The following is a 15322-nucleotide window of genomic DNA, read 5'->3' on the forward strand; positions in this document are numbered from 1 at the left end:
CAAAAATTAAATTTATTTAAGGAGTGAATATGAATGTTTTAGTAATTAATTGTGGAAGTTCTTCTTTGAAATTTCAGCTTATTGACACAGTTACGGAAGGGATTTTAGCCTCTGGGCTTTGTGATAGGATAGGAATTGCAGGCAGTGTGCTGCACTACAAAGGTAGAGATGGCAATAAAACTACCCAAGAAATAGAGATTCCTAATCACTCAATGGCGGTTTCGCTTGTATTAGATATGCTGACACACCATCAATATGGCGCTGTCAAGTCACTCGATGATATTACTGCCACAGGACATAGAGTAGTGCATGGAGGTGAATACTTTAAAGAATCTGTACTTATTGATGATGAGGTCATAGCACATATACAAAATTGTGCAGTTCTTGCGCCCTTGCATAATCCAGCGCATATCATGGGAATCAAAGCTATACAAGAACTTATGCCGAGCAAACCAATGGTGGCGGTCTTTGATACGGCATTCCATCAAAGTATGCCTCCAAAAGCTTATATGTACGGCGTGCCTTATGAATGGTATGAGAAACACAAAGTTCGCAGATACGGATTCCATGGCACAAGCCATAAGTATGTCTCCCAGCGCACAGCAAAATTTCTTAATCTGGATTTGTCCAACTCTAAAATCATAGTTTGCCATCTTGGTAATGGTTCCTCAATCTCAGCAATTAAGAATGGTAAATCTATAGATACAAGCATGGGTTTGACGCCATTAGAGGGACTTATTATGGGTACAAGGAGCGGAGATTTAGACCCAGCTATTTTGGACTATATTGCTGATAGAGAAGGGTTAGATATCAAAGCAATTGTGAATACCTTGAATAAAAAATCTGGTGTGCTTGGCATTTCTGGTGTTTCAAGTGATTTTAGGGATTTACTTGATGCAGATTTGAAAGGCAATGAACGCGCAAAACTTGCGAGAGCAGCGTTTGCATATCGCGTAGTGAAATATATAGGTTCATATTGTGCAGTGCTTATTGGTGTAGATGCGGTTAGTTTCTGTGGCGGTGTAGGTGAGAATGCGAAATTTATACGCGGCATGATTGTTGAGCATCTAGACTTTTTAGGTGTGAAGCTCGATACAGAAGCAAACAATACTTGCGGACAGGAAGTCGTGATTTCAACTCCTGATTCTAAAGTCAAGGTATGCGTTGTGCCTACAAACGAGGAGTTGGTTATCGCAAGAGATACAGCAGCAATAGTTGGACAACTAAAAGACTAGCTTTGATTGTTGCAAACAAACAAAAAAATAAATTAGGAAACCAAATGCATACACCAATATTTTCAAATACGCTTTTTATATGCGTTGATATACAAGAGCGGCTCATAGGTGCTATGGCTGATTCTGAAGGTGTCTTGAAAAATTCTCAGATACTTATCAATAGCGCACATATCTTAGGAAGTAAGATCTTAGTCAGCGAGCAGTACATTAAAGGTTTAGGCAAGACAGACAAGAAGCTTTTAGATAGCTTAGAATCTTTAGATTCTCATCAAGTGCAGTTTTTTGAAAAAACAACTTTTAGCATCTTTAACGACAAAGAAATCACACTTGCTTTAAATGAGCATAAAAAGAATGGAATCCAAAAGCTTATATTTTTTGGGATTGAAGCTCATGTGTGTATTTTTCAAAGCGTGCTGCATGCCTTAGAGTGCGGGTATGATGTTTGGATAGTGGGAGATTGTGTAAGCTCAAGAAACGAAGCAAACTGCTTGAATGCCAAGAGTCTTATGAGCCAACTTGGCGCTAAGATTACCAATACAGAATCTGTGGTTTTTGGAAGCATTGTGGATTCTAAAGATACAAACTTCAAAGCTTTGAGTAATCTTATTAAATAAGCCACATTCTCAAAGAAACTTGGATAGATTAAATGCACTAAAGCCAATCATACAGATTCCACAAAGCATACGAAATATCTTCTGTCTGTGCCTGAATGACTGCATAAAAAGCGATGTAAAAAAACTAAAAGGCAGCATAACTACAAGCGTACCAACGCCAAAAACCCCCATAACCAACGCCCCTTCTAAAGCACTTTGGGTAGCTAATGCAGTCAGCAAAAAATAATACACAATACCGCAAGGCAAGATTCCATTTAACATACCAAGCAATAGAAAGGAAGCAAGGCTTTGGCTGCGCAACAGTGCATTAAAGGCTTTTGATACATAAGCAAATAAACACGAATGAGAATCCAGTCGTAATTCTAATTTGCGTGCAAATTTTGGAGTGATCAAAAAAGCTAGTCCAAAAATAAGCAAGAATATATTGACCGTAATAAGCATCACTGCTTTTGTTAATGCATTTTGTTCAAAAATACTCCCACTCCAGCCAATCATACCACCCAAAATCACATAGGTAAAAATCCGCCCAAAGATATAAAGCAGATGTGCCAATACAGCCTTGGAGTGTGAAGTATGAGCAAGTTTAGAACTACTATAAGCGACAATCAGCCCCCCACACATTCCTACACAATGGCTAAGTGCAGCAAAAAAGGCAATACCAAAGACACTCAAATACTCAATCATAATTTTTATCCTCTACTCAGTTCTACAATCTTAGTGATTTTTAGATTTTCTCAGCAATTTAGCTTAAACTCTTTTTAATTTAATATCGGTTACAATCGCGCCCCGCTCGAGAGTGCATATATTGAGGTTATATGTGAAGCCTCTAGCTTATCTTAAAAAATAGTTTAAAGGAATCGTTATGAAAAAAGGAATCCATCCCCAGTATGTCCCCTGCAAAGTTACTTGTGTAACAAGTGGCAACGAAATCGAGGTGCTCAGCACAAAACCCACTTTGCGTATTGATATCTCAAGTTTTTGTCATCCTTTCTATACAGGTAGCGACAAGATTGCTGATACGACTGGTAGGGTGGAGAAATTCCGACAGAAATATAATCTAAAATAGTGCTTACTCTTGTCTCCACGCCTCTTGGTAATCTCAATGATATTACTTTACGGGGTTTAGAGACTATCTTTAGGGCGCAGGTTATTCTTTGTGAAGATACGCGAGTTGCTAAAAAGCTCTATTTTCTTTTGATAGACAAAGAGCTTTTTAATTCATTGTCATCTTGTTATTTCACAAAAGATGAACACATCCAACGCTTCAAACAGAAATCTTTCCTTGCTTTCCATTCTCATAACCAAGAAAAGTTTTTACGTGATATCCGAAAAGACTTTTTTACTCAAGATGTTATTTATATAAGTGATGCTGGTATGCCCTGTATCAGTGATCCGGGTGCGATACTTGTATCTTACTGTATAAGACATGGCATAGAATATGATGTTTTACCAGGTATAAGCGCGCTAAATGTTTGCTTTGCTGCAAGTGGGATAGAATCAAGCAGATTCTTTTTTGGTGGTTTTTTGCCACATAAGCAAACCGACCGCAAACAAACCCTGAGTTTTTATACAAAATTGGGTTTTCCTTGTATTTGGTATGAAAGTCCTCATCGTCTTTTACAAACTCTCAAAGATATGGAATCCACCTTGCCAGATGCTTATATATGTGCATGTAAAGAGATAAGTAAGATTCATCAAAAGCGATATTTTGGAAGTGCGACAGAGATTATTGTGCAATTGCAAGGCGATAGGATTTGTGGGGAATGGGTGTTATGTGTAGAGAATAGGCAAGGAGCACAAGAGTTCCAAAATGGATGCAATTCCATAGGGGTAGAAGACATTATAGCTCTACCACTTGCACCAAAACTCAAAGCAAAACTTCTAGCAAAAATTACCCAAAAGCCAATCAAACAATGTTACGAAGAGCTTTTGTTTCACACAGTATAGACCTATGGTAATCTATGGCAAGCAACCCGTATTGTATGCCTTAGAGAGGCATATTAATCAGATTGAGAAAATTTTCATCGCCAAAGAACTGCCAAAGAATCTGTTTGTATCGCTGAAAAAATACCAAAAACCTATTTCGGTATTGGATTCCAAAAAAGCCCAAGCTCTAGCTCATGGTCGTAACCATCAGGGAATCTTTGCACAAATACGAGATATAAAACCTTTAGACCTAGCAACGATCAAACACCAAAGCCCTCTGCTAGCACTTTGTGGAGTGAGTGATATAGGCAATCTTGGGTCTATCATGCGTAGTGCTTATTGTCTTGGTGCTGGAGGCGTGCTTGTATGCGATTACACATTAAGCAAAAGCGGCATAGAAGGTATGCTAAGAGCAAGCGCTGGAGCGGCACTTGATATGCCATTTTGCAATATCACCCATACCCTAGAGGTTCTCAATGAACTCAAAATGGCAGGCTTTGTGTTTATTGGCGCAGATTCTGCAGGAGAAAACATCACGAGTTTCTTGTCAAAATCACAGCAAAATTCCCCGCAAATGCCAAAAAACTTTAAAAAAATCGATAGAATCAGCCAGACAAATAGCAAGCCAGCAGGCTTTGTTGGGGAATTTCCAGAAAAATGGATACTGTTTCTTGGGAGTGAGGGCCAAGGTCTGCAACCAAAGATTCTCAAAAAGATGGATATAACCTTGTGTATTCCTATGCGACGCGATTTTGACTCACTCAATGTCGCACATGCCACAGTAATATTTTTAGATAGATTGCTTAATAGGGGACAGAATGAATAAGGGAACTTTAGAGGAACAATTAGCATACCTTAAAGGAATTGGCACAAAAGAAATCAACAAAACCACCAAGCTCACAACCAATAAAATAGAAGATATTTTAGAAAAACGTTTTGACAAGATTGACAAAACCCGCGCTAAAGGTTTTATCAATATCTTAGAGAGAGAATACAATCTCAATCTATCAAGTTGGTTGAACGAATATGCAATCTTCCATAACAAAGAAATTTCTCATACACCTCCTCCCACCACTTCACAATCCCCTATAGCAGAGATTGACCTACGCACGCATATAAACGAATACAACAGACAGAATACTAACCCCAGGGAACTTGTAGATAGCCCACAGATTACAGAACCCTATAATAAGAGCATCAAAGCCAAAAAAGCTAGCAACAATCCTCTGCCATTTGCTTTGCTTATTCTCCTTGCGCTTTGTTGTGCTGGATATTTAGCTTATCGCGTATTTTTTGCTGAAACTACCATGCCAACAGATTATTCTCATTCCACACAGTCTTTGCCAGTAGAATTTATGACAGATTCTCTTGAAATGGATTTGAAAGATTACATACAAGATAAACAATCTCTACAAGATGGAACGCTAGATACGCATTCTCCACTCTCACAAGCCCCTCGGCTTGCTATTGTCCCAAAATCTGAGCTTTGGATAGGGATAATTGAAGTACAGACTCAAAAAACAACCCAGCTTAATATCACGCAAACCTATGAAATCACTTTGGATAAGCCATTGATAGTTGTGTTTGGACACAATGATTTCACTTCGATTCTTAATGATGAGACTTTCCCTCATAAGATAAACAGTTTTGTGCGCTTCTATTTTGATGGCCAACAATTAAAAGAGATAAATTACTCCACATACAAGCAGCTCTATCCAATAGATCAATGGGGCAATTAGATGAGATTCTTGATGCTTGCAAGTGCATTGTTTTGCTTTTGCTTTGGTGATGCACTTGATTCAAAGCTCAAAAATCTCATTGGCGAGAGGAATTACAAAATCAATGCAAATTTTATTAACAAAATATTCCAAGACAGAAATCTTTTTTATACAGATGGCAAGCTCAGTATGCCCCAAATATTTCAGACCCTTAAAAACAATGGCTTGCTCAATCTCAGATTCCAAAATCCACAAGAAGTAAGTCTGATTTTTTCTGCCCGTACAAGCCCTATTCTTCTTAATCGCACAATAAATGACATTCTCTCGAGCATGGGCTATTCTTATTTTAATGTGCAAAAAGCGGATTACAATGATGGAATTTCCAGCATTGACTTTCACTTTGTGACAGAACATGCACCTGATCCATGGGTTATCCTTTCAGAGTTAGAAAAGCGAGGATTGCTAAGCATTGATGTAACCCGTCATAGTTTGCAAAAATGGGAATACCTGCTTGAGCTCAGCAGTCTGCAGATTCCAAATTCACGCACTATCAGCTTAAATGAGGCGCTCAGTCTACGTGACATATCAGGTCAGTATTGGCTTAATCTCCAAGAGCAAGGCAAACTCAAAATATCAAATACGCAAAAATGGTATCCACGAGTAGTGTTTTTTGATAGAAATCTCGCCATTGTCAATTCGTTTTTGAGCAAAGATTCTAAGACTTCTATTACACTTAAAATACCCCAAGGTGTGAGCTTTATAATGATTACAGATTTTAATAACACTGCTAACCTCAAAAATGGAATCTCTATAGAGTTTGATTAAGGGAGGCAAGTATGTTTGATGAAATACAATTTGAAAAAACAAAGCGACTACCAAAATATGTCTTTGCAGCTATTAATGAAATCAAACTCCAAATGCGACACAACAATGAGGATGTGATAGATTTCTCTATGGGTAATCCTGATGGACCTACTCCGCAGCATATTATCGACAAGCTTTGTCAAGCAGCGCAGAAACCCAAAAATCATGGCTATTCTGTAAGCAAGGGGATATACAAACTGCGTCTAGCAATTTGTGATTGGTATAAGCTCACCTATGGCGTTATACTTGATCCAAATACCCAAGCATGCGTTACTATGGGAAGCAAGGAAGGATATGCGCACCTCATCCAAGCTATTACAAATCCCGGAGATACAGCTATAGTGGCCGAGCCAGCATATCCTATCCACTCCTATGCGTTTATCCTTAATGGCGCAAATGTTGTGAGTTTCCCAATCAAATGGAATGACAAAATGGAGCTTGATGAAACGCATTATTTTGACAATCTCATTGCAAGCTTGCATGAATCTACCCCAAAGCCGAAGTTTGTCGTAGTAGGCTTCCCTCACAATCCAACCACAACAGTTGTTTCTTTGAGTTTTTATGAGCGTCTTGTTGCTTTAGCTAAGCAAGAGCGTTTTTACATTATTTCAGATATTGCCTACGCAGAGCTTTGTTTTCATGGCTACAAAGCCCCGAGTATTTTACAAGTCAAAGGAGCGCAAGATGTAGCAGCAGAATGCTATACATTGAGTAAAACTTATAACATGGCAGGCTGGAGGGTGGGCTTTGTCGTTGGGAATACAAAGATGGTAGAAGCATTGCAGAAAATCAAAAGCTGGCTTGATTATGGAATCTATACTCCAATGCAGATTGCCTCCACTATAGCTCTGAATGGTAGTCAAGATTGCGTCCAGCAAATCAAAGCAAAATACCAAAAGCGCATGGAAGTGCTTATAAGGTCTTTTAAAACTGCCGGATGGGAAATACAAAAGCCACAAGCAAGCATGTTTGTATGGGCGAAAATCCCAGAATGCGCTGAGAATTTAGGGAGTGTAGAGTTTTCAAAAAGACTTTTACAAGAAGCCAAGATTGCCGTAAGTCCGGGAGTGGGATTTGGACATCATGGCGAAGGCTATGTGCGCATCGCTCTTATTGAAAATGAAAATAGAATCCGCCAAGCTGCGCGCAACCTTAAAAATTTTCTAAAACAGTTCAAGTGAGGGTATGGTGAGAAAGATATATATTGGCATCATTGGTGTGGGTGTAGTAGGAAGCTCTGTTATAAGAATACTCAAGCAAAACCAAGATCTTATTGGAGCGCGTGCGGGGGTAGAGTTTGTAATCAAAAAAGCAGTAGTGCGCGACATTCCAAAGGCCCAGAAGCTAGGTATTCTTGAGGCTGATAAATTCCATACAGATATAGATTCCATATTAAATGACAAGGATATTGATGTGGTCATTGAGCTTATTGGCGGTGTAGAGTTTGCCTACGAGATAGCCAAAAAAGCTTTGCAGAACAATAAGGCTCTTATCACTGCAAACAAGGCGATGCTAGCCTACCACCGATATGATTTAGCACGCATTGCCAAAGAATTGCCAATCGGCTTTGAAGCAAGCGTTGGCGGTGGGATTCCTATAGTTAGGACACTAAGAGATTGTCTAGCATCAAACCACATACAAGCTATTTATGGAATCTTAAATGGCACAAGCAACTATATCTTAACCCAAATGTTTGACCACAATAAAGATTTCTATACTGCACTCCTTGAAGCACAGAATCTAGGCTACGCAGAATCTGACCCTACGCTTGATATTAACGGGCTAGATGCAGGGCATAAACTCCTTATCCTTGCCACTCTTGCATATGGAATCAATGCATTGCCAGAAGATATTTTGATTGAGGGGATTAGTGATATTACACCCGATGATATGGAGTTTGCACGCGAGTTTGGCTATACAATCAAGCTTTTAGGGATTGCAAAAAGTGACAACAATGAGCTAGAACTTCGCGTCCATCCTAGCTTGATACTAAAGGATTGTATGATTAGCAAAGTGGGTGGTGTGATGAATGGCGTGAGTGTGATAGGGGATTGTGCGGGCGAGAGTATGTATTATGGTGCTGGGGCGGGGGGAAATGCTACTGCAAGCTCTGTGATTGCAGACTTGATTGAGATAGCGCGTGATACACATTCAAGCATGCTTGGATTCTCGCGAAGCTTTGATAAGAATTTGACTCTTAAGAGTATTGAGAAGATCCGATCGCGTTATTACATCCGTCTCTATACGCAAGATAAGCCGGGTGTTTTAAGTCAGATTACACAGATTCTGGGAGACAACAACATTTCCATCCAAGCACTTTTACAAAAAGAGCATACAGAACAAGGTATGGCGAAATTATTCATCTCCACACACACAAGCATAGAATCTGACATCAACAAAGCCTTACAAGAAATACAATCACTGCCTATAGTAAGCCAAAAGCCCTACAAAATCCGAATACAAGATCTATAATGTGATGTTTTCTACAAGCTCACATTCTTTAGGTATGCCATTTTCATAGCGTATGATAAGTGCGTCTAAACAGAAGGCATATTTGGTTTTGTTTTTTGCAAGATAGATCTTTATACTCTTAGTGAGTTTAGTGAGTTTGGCTGGGGTGATATTATAGATTGGTTCAAAGCTACTGCCACTCTTAACTTCAATAAAATGCAATACATTATCTTTACGCGCAATAATATCTATCTCGCCGTAGCGCGTATAAAAGTTCCGCTCAATTATCTCAAACCCTTTGTGAAGCAAGAATTCACAAGCATGAGATTCCGCATTGCTTCCTTTAGTACGACTCACAGAAGACTCCATTGACATTTGGTAAGGAATGATACTCATATACAGTCTTTCATGCTATATCTTGTTTTGTTTTCTTTGAATCCCCCCCCTACCACATGAAATTCAACTTCATATAACCAGTATGCTATGTAAGCTTAGAGTTAAAAGCAGTATTGTAGTTAAATGTTATATACCACCTTCTGTTCCCATATCTCTGTAGTTTGTAATCCCAGCTTTCGTGCCTTTCAAAGTACCATTTATTTCAATCTTGCCTGTGAGTTGGTACTTATCTGTATTATCGCTTTGTTGAGCTTTTTGTCCATTGTTATTCTTTTTATTATCTTCCACTTTACCTAGTACCAAACCACTGCCATCTGCTCCTTCTACTCTAGCACCTTCTTTGATAGTGAGATTTTGGACTATTCTGTCCATTTCTCTCAATCTTTATTGCAACCGCATTTCCAGTCGCTGAAATAAGCTTTTCATTTTTAAATGTCTCAATCTTGGCACCTTGGAGTCTTAAAGCAGCATTGTTATCTTTTGATTCTATAGTCCCTTTGTTAGTGAAATTTCTCACAACAGTTTGTCCACCTTTACTATTCCCATTTTTTGTTTTTTCATCTGTAAAGAGATAGACTGTATCTGCATTATTGCTTGAGCTTATTGTTCCATTATTTTCAAAGCTCTCTATTGTAGAGCCACCACGAAAGAGTATGTTCCATCCTTGCTTTCCATTTTGAATCGTTCTATTAAGAATAGCTCCTTCTTCTATTGTTATCTTAGGAACATTGACAATACTATTATTATCTTTATTACCCACTTCTAGGGTTGGATTGTCATCAAAATTTTAACAACGTTAAAAAGGAAATAATTCAGTGAATCTAAGGAAAATCTATCAAAGGGGAGTTGGAGGCAACGATATGAGGAGTCATATCGCTAGAGTAGTTAAAATAGGTATGAATAGGCAAAGCCTACATTGCCATTTTTCCAGCTCTTTTCTCTGTTATTAGCATTCGATACCTTTATATTTGGTCCTCCTAATGGAATCTTCATGCCAAAATCAACAATGTGGCTGTCTCTTATTATCGTCATACCTAAATTAAGCCCGTATCCTAGACCTTTCCGTATTTCTTGCTTGGATTTCACTTCTTGGCCATTAGCATCGTAATATCTCCCATCCCATTGAGAATAACCTGCAAATACCCCACCATAAATACCAGCTTGGGTGTCTTGAGACTTTATCAAGTTGTATATGTAATCGACATTAAGATCGTATTTGTATCCAAAGCCTATTTTTTTACTATATCCTTCAGAACTTGGGGCTCCAGTGACAGGAAAAAGATTGCTTAGTGCTGCGCTTGCGTAGATTCTTAGTGAATCATCATAAGAGAAAGTGTGTAAATAGCCTGCTCTTGCTCCGTAATGTACCCCATAATCTATACCATAGTTGTATTCTGTGTTTCCTTTAGGGATAGATTTCTGCACATATCCGAAACCTAACTCCCCACCGACAAAAAATCCATCCTTGGCACAGAGGCTTGTCGCTAGCAATAATCCTGCAAGAGAGATTTGCTGAAGTGATTTGTTTGTAAGCATAGTTGTCCTTTATAATTAAGTTGTGTCTGAAAGTCATGTTTCAAGACGGATGAATCTTATTAAATAAATAAAAATTATTGATTAATAATTTTTATTTTTTATAAATAATAAAAATATGCAAGTATGGTAGTTTAAGAGAGTTAAAATATTAAAACTTATTAGGAAATGGATGTTTTAATCTAAGACAGAAGCCTAAAGTGAAGGTTTTTAAGAGGCTTGGGTCGGCAGCTATGGAAGGGGTTTAAACCGCAGGGAGCGGGTGCGGGAAAAGCAGGAACAAGACTCTAAGAGATAAGAATAGTAAAGGATTTGGGAATAGCGCTTATAAGCTAATGATGTTAGCGGATATTTGCGAGTTTAAGGATAAGCTCTACTTCACCTTTATTAAGCCTCATTTCTTTGGCGATGGAATCCATGCTCCAGCCTTCATTAAAAAGTGTAAGTATGCGTTTTTCATCAATCTGGTTGCCATTTGATGGAGTATAGTTGATTTCGCGTAGCTTCTCTTCAAGCTGGAACATTTTCTCTTCTATATAGTCATTTTGCTTGTCCATATTCACTTCTAACACTTCAATCTGTCTGTATACTTTAATAAGTCCATTTTCAAGAGAGTCTTTTACTTCAGATTTTATCTTGCTGCCTAGTGCTGTGTTGGTATATTGGTTTTCAAGTTCGTTGTCTTTGATCCACTTACGGATTTTATAAATCTCTTTATTGAGTTCTTCTATGCCCCGCTCGAAATTTTGGATTCTCTTGTGTAGGTCGTTTGATCGGAAGTAATTTACTAGCATGAGCAATATCACAATAGCTAAGCAAAAGAGACTGCAAAGAATACTTAACGTGCCTAGTGAGAGATGAAACATACTACAAGATTCCTTTGGAACTCTAAGAAAGACTTTTTTTATCTAAAATCATGGTGCGCTCGCATTCTACCACGAAACTATCAAAACATTGGGAGTCTCTTATGTGCAAGTGCTTTATCTGTGCGACTTGTGGATGCAACACTTGGGCAAAGATTCCTATATGGCGCTCTGGTATGATAGGCAGAAGCAAGCGCGCATAAATCTCGCCTGTGCGTATGTATGGAGAATCTACATTCACACAAAGTACCTCATGTCCAATGAAGGCAAGACTTGTCTGATACTCTAAGGTAAGCAGGGGGTTAGTATCTTGCTTGAGCATATTCTCAATGGAGTTGAGCCTCTTGTAGATTTCAACTAAGAGATCAAAAATTATCTCTTCATTTTCCTCTAGCTTGGAGCGAAGGGTGTTTGTATAGCGTGATATTGGCGTGTCATTTGATCTTGCAAGAGCCCCAAATTCTGCTTCGAACTTGGGCTTGTTGTCTGCCGTGACATAGTCGTAGTGAAGCTGCAAACTACAGGCACCTAGTCTTGTGTGGATTCCAAAATTTTCTAAAAGTTGCTTATAGTCCATAGTTTAAAACTCCATCACTTAAGACAAAAAATAAAAATACAAAGCCCAAATAGCCATTGGTTGTAAAGAATGCTTTTGGGATATTTGTAAAATCTTTGTGTACCAGATACTGCTCATATAAGAGCATACAGCCACTAAAGAATAATCCCAGGTAGCTCAAGATATTTAAAAGTGCGCTTTCATAGATAAAGAAAAACCAAAATACTACTGCGCAAATATGGAAGATTCTTGAAAGATAGAGCGTCTTTCTTGCTCCAAATCTTGAAGGGATAGAATGCAGACCATGTGTGGAATCAAACTCCATATCTTGCAGGGAATAGAGCAGATCAAATCCTGCTACCCAAAACATCACACCGATACTTAAAAATATGCACCACAGCTCTAGATTCCCAAGCACTGCTATACAGCCAGCAATAGGAGCAAGACTTAGAGAAATACCAAGTACCAGGTGGGCGAGATAAGAGAAACGCTTGAGAAATGAGTAGCCACCAATAATTAATAAAAATGGGAGAGATAGCATAAATGCCAAAGTATTAATGGAATAGCAGATGAGTATAAAAGCAAGCGCATTTGCTATACAAAAAATATTCATGCTTACAAGTCCTATCCTTCCATCTACGCTTGGACGCGACTTGGTGCGGGGATTTAGGATATCTATTTTTCTATCAACCAAACGATTAAAGCCCATGGCGAAATTTCTCGCAAAAACAAGTGCCAATGCACATAAAATAAGAGTTTGTGTGCCTACCCACACTTTAGAATCTGCCTGCAAGCTCGCGACAATCATGGCAATGAGAATAAAGGTGGCTGAAAAGATTGTGTGCTCAAACATCACGAGTTCATTGAAGTTTTTGAGTTTCTGGAGCAAAGACATGGAGCAAATCCTAAGAATCTAGTGGAGCAGCATTTCTTTGAGAAGTTTCTTGCCAAACTCTACACCGGGCTGGTCGTAGGGATTTATATTTAACAGACGCCCGACACATGAAGTTAGCAGCTCATAATATGTGATAAGTGCGCCTATACTTCTCTCGCTTAATTCTGTGAGTGTGATGGAATCTGTTGGGATTTTATGCTCATCTAGGATTTTTATAGTCGCAAGTTGTTGTGTGTTGAGCAGTTTGGCAAAGGACATGTTATTCACAAAATCACTAGATTCTAAAAAGTCTATATCAGGAATGCGAAGTTGTGGATGGCTTTGCGAATCAAGAAGCAAAAAACTCACACTTTTATCATGGTGTCCTTGCACGATGAGTTGCAAAAACGAGTGCTGGTCAATGCTACCAATAAGCCCTATTGGCGTGAGACCTACAGATTCGCCAGAATGTGTGATTTTGCCCAAGCTTTCTGCCCAGAGCTGCATATACCAGGAATTGAAATCTTTAAAGATACTAGAGTATGAAAATAGCACATTTATAGGGTAGCGCTCTTTGTGCTGTACATAAAAAAGAGCCTTGTCAAGCAGGTGCTCTTCCTTGCGCGCGAAAAAAGATTCCATAAATTTGGCAGCGCCAAGAAGTAGCTTGGCTGTATCATATCCTAGAATGGCTAGTGGTACTATGCCTACACTGCTGAGCACAGAGAAGCGACCACCGACATTTGATGGGATCGCGATGGTGTGGATACTATGCTTCTTGCTCCAAGATTCTAGTGGGGAGAGAGAATCTGTAATTGTGAGAAAATGCCTTTTGTTTGTGGGAGATTCCAGAATACCAAAGTGCTTGAGGATGTATTTACACAAAGATAAGGTCTCAATAGTTGTGCCGGATTTTGAAATAGCTACAAAGAGTGTGCTTGGGAGTTTGAGGGATTCTAACGTGGCTTGTGTGTGGATAGAATCTGTGTGCTCAAGAAAATGGAGCGTGATGTTTTTGCGATTTTTACACGATGAGAGCAAGCAATCAATGGCTTTAGTGCCTAGCGAACTTCCTCCAATACCAATGATTACGAGATCTGTGAGCTTCTCTAATACCGCTTGGTTAGCTTGGATATAGACCTTAGAATCTCTTAGTGCGTGCTGCTCAAATGGCAGGTCGTAATAGCCACTGACTTTCTCTTCACGCTCTTGAAAAATCTGCTCAAATACGCAATCGCGGGCTTTGGAATCTTGTGTGGGAGTAAAATTTTGCTGGAAAATAAGCATTTGCTTTTACAATATCTCAAGAGTGCTTGAGCACATGCACACTCAAATCTATTAGTCTTGTGGAATAACCCATCTCATTGTCATACCACGCAAGTACTTTGGCAAATCGATCGATACAAAGTGTTGTGTCAGGCACAAAGATTGCACTATAAGGTGAGCCTATAAAGTCGCTTGAGACGCATTTCTCCTCATCGACATAAATAATGTCCTTCATCTCTTGGTGTTGTACATTGCTAAAAAGTGCGTTTATTTCATCTTTGGTGGTTGGCTTGGTGAGATTGACACTCAAATCTACAAGGCTTACATCTGGTGTAGGTACGCGCACAGCAAATCCGTTGAATCTCCCGCTAAGCTCAGGTATCACTAAGCCTACGGCTTTGGCAGCACCTGAGCTTGTAGGAATGATATTAAGCGCCGCAGCTCGAGCACGGCGGATATCTTTGTGCTTGACATCGAGGACATTTTGGTCGTTTGTGTAGCTATGGACGGTCGTCATAAGCGCGGATTCTATCCCGTAGGCTTGGTGCAAGACTTTTGCGATAGGGGCTAGGCAGTTTGTCGTACAAGAGGCATTAGAGATGACTTGTTGTCCATTGTAGGTGAGATGATTGACACCATAGACGAAAGTGGGGGTATCGCTAGCAGGTGCGGAGATGATAACCTTTCTGATATCACCCTTGAGATGCTTGCTTGAATCTTGCAAGGAATTGAATTGGCCTGTGCATTCTATGACGCCTTCTGCGTCTGTGAAAGTAAGCGTGTTGATGTCTCGGTTGCTGAGTATTTTTACATTTTTGCTTTTTCCTATACACAGAGTGTTTGCATCGATTTTCTGTGCGTCGTAGCGTCCATGCACAGAGTCATAGCGCAACAAATGAAGTAGGGTATCAATATCTGTTGTTGTGTTGATGTTTGTCAACTCAACATCATCTCTTTGTCCTATAATGCGAGCTGTACATAAACCAATACGTCCTGTTCCATTGATAGCTACCTTGAATGCCATTG

Annotated in this window: 19 protein-coding genes; 9 read left to right on the top strand and 10 right to left on the bottom strand. The window is 39.3% G+C overall.

From position 1 onward, the window contains the following. The first annotated feature begins 29 nt into the window (after positions 1-29). Together CCY97_RS03785 and CCY97_RS03790 are read left to right on the top strand one after the other, a co-directional pair. Positions 30-1235: an acetate kinase gene (locus tag CCY97_RS03785; RefSeq protein ID WP_112064162.1), complete on the top strand. Its 1206-nt coding sequence runs from the start codon at positions 30-32 to the stop codon at positions 1233-1235. Between the two features lie 44 nt (positions 1236-1279). Beyond that, positions 1280-1849: an isochorismatase family protein gene (locus CCY97_RS03790; RefSeq protein ID WP_181562804.1), complete on the top strand. Its 570-nt coding sequence runs from the start codon at positions 1280-1282 to the stop codon at positions 1847-1849. 9 nt (positions 1850-1858) lie between these two features. Here the strand turns inward: CCY97_RS03790 and CCY97_RS03795 are convergent, their stop codons facing one another. Beyond that, complete coding sequence (locus CCY97_RS03795) at positions 1859-2533, bottom strand: sulfite exporter TauE/SafE family protein (RefSeq protein ID WP_112064164.1); 675 nt, start codon at positions 2531-2533, stop codon at positions 1859-1861. Between the two features lie 178 nt (positions 2534-2711). Between CCY97_RS03795 and rpmE the strand changes: the two genes are divergently transcribed. Genes rpmE through CCY97_RS03830 form a run of 7 tightly spaced genes read left to right on the top strand, consistent with a single transcriptional unit; the run spans position 2712 to position 8829 of the window. Further along, complete coding sequence (rpmE, locus tag CCY97_RS03800; RefSeq protein WP_112064165.1) at positions 2712-2915, top strand: 50S ribosomal protein L31; 204 nt, start codon at positions 2712-2714, stop codon at positions 2913-2915. Further along, the gene (gene rsmI / locus CCY97_RS03805; protein WP_112064166.1) at positions 2915-3796 is read left to right on the top strand and encodes a 16S rRNA (cytidine(1402)-2'-O)-methyltransferase; all 882 of its coding nucleotides are present in this window, start codon (positions 2915-2917) and stop codon (positions 3794-3796) included. The genes rpmE and rsmI overlap by 1 nt, the downstream gene beginning before the upstream one ends. Positions 3797-3800: 4 nt before the next feature. Further along, entirely contained in the window at positions 3801-4601 is an 801-nt protein-coding gene (locus CCY97_RS03810) for an RNA methyltransferase (RefSeq protein ID WP_112064167.1), read from the top strand. Then, complete coding sequence (locus CCY97_RS03815) at positions 4594-5514, top strand: hypothetical protein (protein ID WP_112064168.1); 921 nt, start codon at positions 4594-4596, stop codon at positions 5512-5514. The genes CCY97_RS03810 and CCY97_RS03815 overlap by 8 nt, the downstream gene beginning before the upstream one ends. After that, positions 5515-6318, top strand: coding sequence for a hypothetical protein (locus tag CCY97_RS03820; protein ID WP_112064169.1), 804 nt, complete (start codon positions 5515-5517; stop codon positions 6316-6318). Between the two features lie 11 nt (positions 6319-6329). Beyond that, positions 6330-7538: an LL-diaminopimelate aminotransferase gene (locus CCY97_RS03825; protein ID WP_112064170.1), complete on the top strand. Its 1209-nt coding sequence runs from the start codon at positions 6330-6332 to the stop codon at positions 7536-7538. Between the two features lie 4 nt (positions 7539-7542). Next, positions 7543-8829, top strand: a complete 1287-nt coding sequence (locus CCY97_RS03830) for a homoserine dehydrogenase (protein WP_112064171.1) — start codon at positions 7543-7545, stop codon at positions 8827-8829. Here the strand turns inward: CCY97_RS03830 and CCY97_RS03835 are convergent. From CCY97_RS03835 to gap, 9 genes are all read right to left on the bottom strand, one after another. Then, on the bottom strand, positions 8824-9183 hold the full coding sequence (locus tag CCY97_RS03835) for a YraN family protein (protein WP_112064211.1): 360 nt from the start codon (positions 9181-9183) through the stop codon (positions 8824-8826). The two genes, CCY97_RS03830 and CCY97_RS03835, sit on opposite strands and share 6 nt — an antisense overlap. 147 nt (positions 9184-9330) lie before the next feature. Next, the gene (locus CCY97_RS03840; RefSeq protein ID WP_112064172.1) at positions 9331-9576 is read right to left on the bottom strand and encodes a hypothetical protein; all 246 of its coding nucleotides are present in this window, start codon (positions 9574-9576) and stop codon (positions 9331-9333) included. Further along, positions 9533-9964, bottom strand: a complete 432-nt coding sequence (locus tag CCY97_RS03845) for a hypothetical protein (protein WP_112064173.1) — start codon at positions 9962-9964, stop codon at positions 9533-9535. Before CCY97_RS03845 ends, CCY97_RS03840 begins: the two co-directional genes overlap by 44 nt. Positions 9965-10089: 125 nt before the next feature. Beyond that, complete coding sequence (locus CCY97_RS03850) at positions 10090-10740, bottom strand: outer membrane beta-barrel protein (protein ID WP_112064174.1); 651 nt, start codon at positions 10738-10740, stop codon at positions 10090-10092. Between the two features lie 338 nt (positions 10741-11078). Further along, the gene (locus CCY97_RS03855) at positions 11079-11603 is read right to left on the bottom strand and encodes a hypothetical protein (protein WP_112064175.1); all 525 of its coding nucleotides are present in this window, start codon (positions 11601-11603) and stop codon (positions 11079-11081) included. Between the two features lie 22 nt (positions 11604-11625). Next, positions 11626-12177, bottom strand: coding sequence for a hypothetical protein (locus CCY97_RS03860; protein WP_112064176.1), 552 nt, complete (start codon positions 12175-12177; stop codon positions 11626-11628). Then, the gene (gene mqnP / locus CCY97_RS03865; RefSeq protein ID WP_112064177.1) at positions 12167-13051 is read right to left on the bottom strand and encodes a menaquinone biosynthesis prenyltransferase MqnP; all 885 of its coding nucleotides are present in this window, start codon (positions 13049-13051) and stop codon (positions 12167-12169) included. The genes CCY97_RS03860 and mqnP overlap by 11 nt, the downstream gene beginning before the upstream one ends. An 18-nt stretch (positions 13052-13069) precedes the next feature. Beyond that, a complete protein-coding gene (locus CCY97_RS03870) occupies positions 13070-14317 on the bottom strand; it encodes a glucose-6-phosphate isomerase (RefSeq protein WP_112064178.1) in 1248 nt (415 codons plus the stop codon). A 16-nt stretch (positions 14318-14333) separates the two neighbouring features. Then, positions 14334-15320 (bottom strand): type I glyceraldehyde-3-phosphate dehydrogenase, encoded by a 987-nt coding sequence (gene gap / locus CCY97_RS03875; RefSeq protein WP_112064179.1) that lies wholly within the window; start codon positions 15318-15320, stop codon positions 14334-14336. Positions 15321-15322 lie beyond the last annotated feature (2 nt).

Source organism: Helicobacter sp. 10-6591, assembly GCF_003288805.1.
In the GTDB taxonomy this organism is placed as follows: domain Bacteria; phylum Campylobacterota; class Campylobacteria; order Campylobacterales; family Helicobacteraceae; genus Helicobacter_F.

Coding starts and splice junctions, on each gene's coding strand:
- CCY97_RS03795 (WP_112064164.1), bottom strand. CDS start 2,533: ATGATTGAGTATTTGAGTGTCTTTGGTATTGCCTTTTTTGCTGCACTT.
- rpmE (WP_112064165.1), top strand. CDS start 2,712: ATGAAAAAAGGAATCCATCCCCAGTATGTCCCCTGCAAAGTTACTTGT.
- CCY97_RS03790 (WP_181562804.1), top strand. CDS start 1,280: ATGCATACACCAATATTTTCAAATACGCTTTTTATATGCGTTGATATA.
- CCY97_RS03810 (WP_112064167.1), top strand. CDS start 3,801: ATGGTAATCTATGGCAAGCAACCCGTATTGTATGCCTTAGAGAGGCAT.
- CCY97_RS03850 (WP_112064174.1), bottom strand. CDS start 10,740: ATGCTTACAAACAAATCACTTCAGCAAATCTCTCTTGCAGGATTATTG.
- CCY97_RS03860 (WP_112064176.1), bottom strand. CDS start 12,177: ATGGACTATAAGCAACTTTTAGAAAATTTTGGAATCCACACAAGACTA.
- CCY97_RS03820 (WP_112064169.1), top strand. CDS start 5,515: ATGAGATTCTTGATGCTTGCAAGTGCATTGTTTTGCTTTTGCTTTGGT.
- CCY97_RS03830 (WP_112064171.1), top strand. CDS start 7,543: ATGGTGAGAAAGATATATATTGGCATCATTGGTGTGGGTGTAGTAGGA.
- CCY97_RS03825 (WP_112064170.1), top strand. CDS start 6,330: ATGTTTGATGAAATACAATTTGAAAAAACAAAGCGACTACCAAAATAT.
- CCY97_RS03835 (WP_112064211.1), bottom strand. CDS start 9,183: ATGTCAATGGAGTCTTCTGTGAGTCGTACTAAAGGAAGCAATGCGGAA.
- CCY97_RS03870 (WP_112064178.1), bottom strand. CDS start 14,317: ATGCTTATTTTCCAGCAAAATTTTACTCCCACACAAGATTCCAAAGCC.
- mqnP (WP_112064177.1), bottom strand. CDS start 13,051: ATGTCTTTGCTCCAGAAACTCAAAAACTTCAATGAACTCGTGATGTTT.
- CCY97_RS03815 (WP_112064168.1), top strand. CDS start 4,594: ATGAATAAGGGAACTTTAGAGGAACAATTAGCATACCTTAAAGGAATT.
- CCY97_RS03855 (WP_112064175.1), bottom strand. CDS start 11,603: ATGTTTCATCTCTCACTAGGCACGTTAAGTATTCTTTGCAGTCTCTTT.
- gap (WP_112064179.1), bottom strand. CDS start 15,320: ATGGCATTCAAGGTAGCTATCAATGGAACAGGACGTATTGGTTTATGT.
- CCY97_RS03785 (WP_112064162.1), top strand. CDS start 30: ATGAATGTTTTAGTAATTAATTGTGGAAGTTCTTCTTTGAAATTTCAG.
- CCY97_RS03840 (WP_112064172.1), bottom strand. CDS start 9,576: ATGGACAGAATAGTCCAAAATCTCACTATCAAAGAAGGTGCTAGAGTA.